Here is a 4,922-nt window from a genome sequence, read left to right on the forward strand (position 1 = left end):
ACGCCGATCCGTAACGTGCGCGCGTTCGTGCTCGACGACAGGTTGAAGCCGGTGCCGGTCGGGGTGGCGGGTGAGTTGTATGTCGCGGGTGCGGCGTTGGCGCGGGGTTATGTGGGCCAGGCGGGTCTGACCGCGGAGCGGTTTGTGGGTTGTCCGTTCGGGTCGGGTGAGCGGATGTATCGGACCGGGGACCGGGTGCGGCATCTTCCGGATGGGCGGTTGGTGTTCCTCGGCCGGGTCGATGATCAGGTGAAGATCCGCGGGTATCGGGTCGAGCCGGGCGAGATCCACACCGTGCTGGTCGCGCACCCCGACGTACGCCAGGCGGCCGTGCTCCTCCGGGACGACCGGCTGGTGGCGTACGTGGTCGGAGGCGACGGCAGCGGGCTGCGGGAGTGGGTGGCACAGCGGCTGCCCGAGCACATGGTGCCATCGACCGTCGTTGTCCTCGACGCGCTGCCGCTGACCTCGAACGGCAAGCTGGACCGCTCCGCGCTGCCCACCCCGGACCGGACCGCGCCCGCCGGCGTCGACCGCGACTCGCTCGACCCACGTACGGAGCTGCTCCGCGTCGCGTTCGCCGACGTGCTCGGCCTCGACCACGTCGGTGTCGACGACGACTTCTTCGACCTGGGAGGACACTCGCTGCTCGCGGTCCGGCTGATCAGCCGGATCCGGATGGTGTTCCACGCCGACGTGCGACTCCGTACCCTGTTCGACGCTCCCACGCCGGCCCGGCTCGCGGCCCGGCTGTCCGACGCCGACCAGGCCAGGCTCGCGCTCGGCGTGCAGATCCGGCCGGAGCGGATGCCGCTGTCGTACGCGCAGCGCCGCCTGTGGTTCATCAACCAGCTCGAAGGCCCATCGGTCACCTACACCATGCCTGTGGTTCTCCGGCTGTCCGGCGACGTGGACCCGGCGGCCCTTGACGCGGCGCTGCGCGACGTGATCACCCGACACGAGGTGCTGCGTACCGTGTTCGCGACGGTGGACGGCGAGCCGTACCAGCGGGTGGTCGACCCGACGGATCTGGACTGGTCGCTGGAACTCGCCACGGGCGAGTCGGACGCGATCGCCGCCGCCACCGGTTACCGCTTCAACCTCGCGCAGGAGATCCCGATCCGGGCCTGGCTGTTCGACCAGCAGACGCTTGTGGTGGTCGTCCATCACATCGCCGGTGACGGATGGTCCTGGGAGCCGCTGGCCCGGGACCTGTCCACCGCCTACGCGGCCCGCCGTGCCGGCAGCCCCCCGGACTGGCGTCCGCTGCCCGTGCAGTACGCCGACTACGCACTGTGGCAGCGGGAGCTGCTCGGCGATCCAGACAACCCGGACAGCGTCGCGGGCCGGCAGCTGACCTACTGGCGGGATCGGCTCGCCGACGTACCCGAGGAACTGAACCTGCCGGTCGACCGACCGCGCCCGGCCACCGCCGGCCACGAGGGCCACAGCATCGACCTGACCGTGCCCGCCGCGGTGCACGTCCGGCTGCGCGCGCTTGCCCGCGCCGAGGGTGTGACCGTGCCGATGGTGGTTCAGGCAGCCCTCGCGGTCCTGCTGTCCCGTCTCGGCGCCGGCACCGACGTTCCGATCGGCTCGGTCGTCGCCGGCCGGACCGACGAGGCGCTCGATGACCTGGTCGGCTTCTTCGTGAACACGCTCGTGCTGCGGACCGACCTGTCCGGCGACCCGGCCTTCACCGAACTCCTCGCTCGGGTCCGGGATACCGCCGTGGCAGCCCTGGAGCACCAGGACGTTCCCTTCGACCGCCTCGTGGAGGAACTCGCGCCGGCTCGGTCACTGTCGCGGCACCCGCTGTTCCAGGTGGCGCTGAACGTGCAGAACCAGGTCGAAGCGAGCCTGGACATCGTCGGCGCCGACGCGTACCGGTTGTCCGCGGGCACTCGGGCGATCCGGTTCGACCTCGAGTTCAGCTTGCGCGAAACGTTGAACGCGGACGGCGCGCCACTCGGGCTGCGCGGTGTCGTGCGGGGGTCCGCTGACCTGTTCGAGGCCGACACCGTGCGGCGGCTCGTCGACCGGTTCGTACGGGTCCTGGGCACGGTCGCCGCCGAGCCGGGCACCCGGTTGAGCGCTGTCATCCTGCTCGACGACGCCGAGCGACATGACGTGCTCACCGGTTGGAATGCCACCGGCGCGCGGATCGACCCGACGTCGGTCCCGGCCCTGATCGCCGCCCAGGTCGCGGCCACGCCGGACGCTCCGGCAGTCCACTTCGGCGGAGCGCTCCTCTCGTACGCCGACCTGGGTGCACGTGCTGACCGGCTGGCTCGGGTGCTGGTGGCACACGGCGTCGGACCGGAGACGGTCGTCGCGCTGCGCCTGCCGCGCGGCTTCGACATGATCGTCGCGCTGTTGGCCGTGTGGCGGGCTGGCGGCGCGTACCTGCCGATCGACCCGGAGACGCCGACCGAGCGGCTGGCGTACGTGGTGGAGGACGCCCAGCCGGTGGCCATCGTCGCCACCCCGGCGACCGCCGGGGCGGTGCCCGCCGGACCGCACCTGATCCTCATCGACGCGCTGCCGGACGACGCCGACGACGTGTCACTTCCGGAGTGGGGACACGGCGGCCAGGCCGCTTACGTCATCTTCACCTCCGGCTCGACCGGCCGACCGAAGGGGGTGCTGGTCGACCACGACGCGCTGACCAACTTCGTGTCCGCCATCGCCGATCACCTGGAGATCACTCCCGGCACGGCGATGCTGCAGTACGCGTCGTTCTCCTTCGACATGTCGGTGATGGACATCGTCGTGCCGCTCAGCCGCGGTGGGACCGTGGTCGTGCCGAGTGAGGCCGAGCGTGCCGAGCCCGAGCTGCTACGGGCGCTCGTCGCGGCGTCCGGGGCACGGACGGCGACGCTGGTGCCTTCGCTGCTCGGCGTGCTCGAACCGGACGACCTCGCCGGCGTGCGGGTGCTGTTCGTCGGCGGCGAGGTCGTCGACCCGGCGCTGGCGGCCCGGTGGGCGCCGGGCCGCAAGCTGGTCCACATGTACGGGCCGACCGAGACGACGATCGTGATGGCGGTGGACGCGATCGACCCGCAGCGTCCGGGCCCGCTACCGCTGGGCGGGCCGCTGGCCAACAGCCGCGTCTTCGTCCTCGACCACGCGTTGGCGCCGGTGCCGGTGGGTGTGGTCGGTGAGCTGTACATCGCCGGGTCCCAGCTGGCGCGGGGTTACGTTGGACGGGCCGCGCTGACCTCCGAGCGGTTCGTGGCATGTCCTTTCGGGGCGGGCGAGCGGATGTACCGCACCGGTGACCTGGTGCGGTGGAACGCCGACGGTGAGCTGGTGTTCGCGGGTCGGGCGGATGACCAGGTGAAGATCCGGGGGTTCCGGATCGAGCTGGGCGAGGTGCAGGCTGCGCTGACGGCACATCCGGCAGTTCACCAGGCGGTCGTGGTGGTTCGGGAGGACAGCCCGGGCGAGCGACGGCTGGTCGGATACGTGACCGGCGGTGCGGACCTCGACATCGAGGCTGTACAGGGTTTCGTGGCGGCGCGGTTGCCGGAGTACATGGTGCCAACGCTTGTGGTGTTGGCCGGGATGCCGTTGACGTCGAGCGGGAAGGTGGACCGTCGAGCACTGCCGGTCCCGGTGGTGGTGGAACGCCGTCCCGGTTCCGGTCGGGGTGCGATGACGCCTCACGAGGAATTGTTGTGTGCGGCATTCGCCGCGGTGCTGGGCCGTGACGCCGTGGGCGTGGATGAGGACTTCTTCGCCCTGGGCGGGCACTCGCTGATGGCGGTACGGCTCGCCGGCCGGGTACGGACGGTGCTGGGCGTCGAGGTGCCCCTGCGGACGTTGTTCGAAGCGCCGACGCCACGGGCGTTGGCGGTGCGGCTGTCGTCCGCGGAAGACCAGGCCCGTCCGGCTCTGACGTCGGTCGAACGGCCAGCGCGGGTGCCGCTGTCCTTCGCACAACGCAGGTTGTGGTTCATCAGCCGGTTGGAGGAGTCGACGGCGGCGTATCACGTGCCGATCGTGCTGCGCCTCGACGGGGTCGACCCGGTGGCGCTGGAGTTGGCGCTGCGGGATGTGTTGGCCCGGCACGAGGTGTTGCGCACGGTGTTGCCGATGGTCGACGGAGAGCCGTTCCAACAGATCATTCCCGTCGACGAGCTGGACTGGCGGTTGACGATCGCCGAGACCGATGACCAGGACGCCGCCGTGTCGGCGGCGATCGCGGAGCCGTTCGACCTCACCGCCGAGGTGCCGGTCCGGGCGTGGTTGTTCGACGGGTCGGTACTGGTGCTTGTGGTGCATCACGTGGCGGCCGACGGCTGGTCGATGGCCCCGTTGGCGCGGGATCTGTCGCAGGCGTACGCGGCTCGTCGGGTGGGTCAGGTGCCGGGGTGGTCGCCGTTGCCGGTGCAGTATGCGGATTTTGCGGTGTGGCAGCGGGGGTTGTTGGGTGTGGAGTCGGATGTGGGGAGTGTGGGTTCGCGGCAGGTGGGGTTTTGGCGTGGGGTGTTGGCGGGTGTGCCGCAGGAGTTGCGGTTGCCGGTGGATCGGGTGCGTCCGGTGGTGGCTGGTCGTGGGGGTTGTGGGGTGGGGTTGGTGGTGTCGGCGGGGGTGCATGCGCGGGTGGTGGAGGTGGCGCGGGTTGAGGGGGTGACGGTGTTCATGGTGTTGCAGGCGGCGTTGGCGGTGTTGTTGTCGCGGTTGGGTGCGGGGGTGGATGTGCCGGTGGGGACGGTGGTGGCGGGTCGTGTGGATGAGGCGTTGGATGAGGTGGTGGGGTTTTTTGTGAATACGTTGGTGTTGCGGACGGATGTGTCGGGTGATCCGTCGTTTGTGGAGTTGTTGGGGCGGGTTCGTGAGGTGGGGTTGTCGGCGTTCGAGCATCAGGATGTGCCGTTCGAGCGGTTGGTGGAGGAGTTGGCGCCGGAGCGTTCGCT

Annotated in this window: 1 protein-coding gene; it reads left to right on the forward strand. The window is 70.5% G+C overall.

Annotated features, from left to right (window positions below; translation table 11 throughout):
- Positions 1–15: 15 nt before the first annotated feature.
- On the forward strand, positions 16–4,922 hold a 4,907-nt coding region (locus tag GA0070216_RS33480; RefSeq protein ID WP_245722907.1), incomplete at its 3' end, for a non-ribosomal peptide synthetase.

Origin of the sequence: Micromonospora matsumotoense (genome assembly GCF_900091525.1) — a bacterium.
Classification (GTDB): Bacteria; Actinomycetota; Actinomycetes; order Mycobacteriales; family Micromonosporaceae; genus Micromonospora; species Micromonospora matsumotoensis.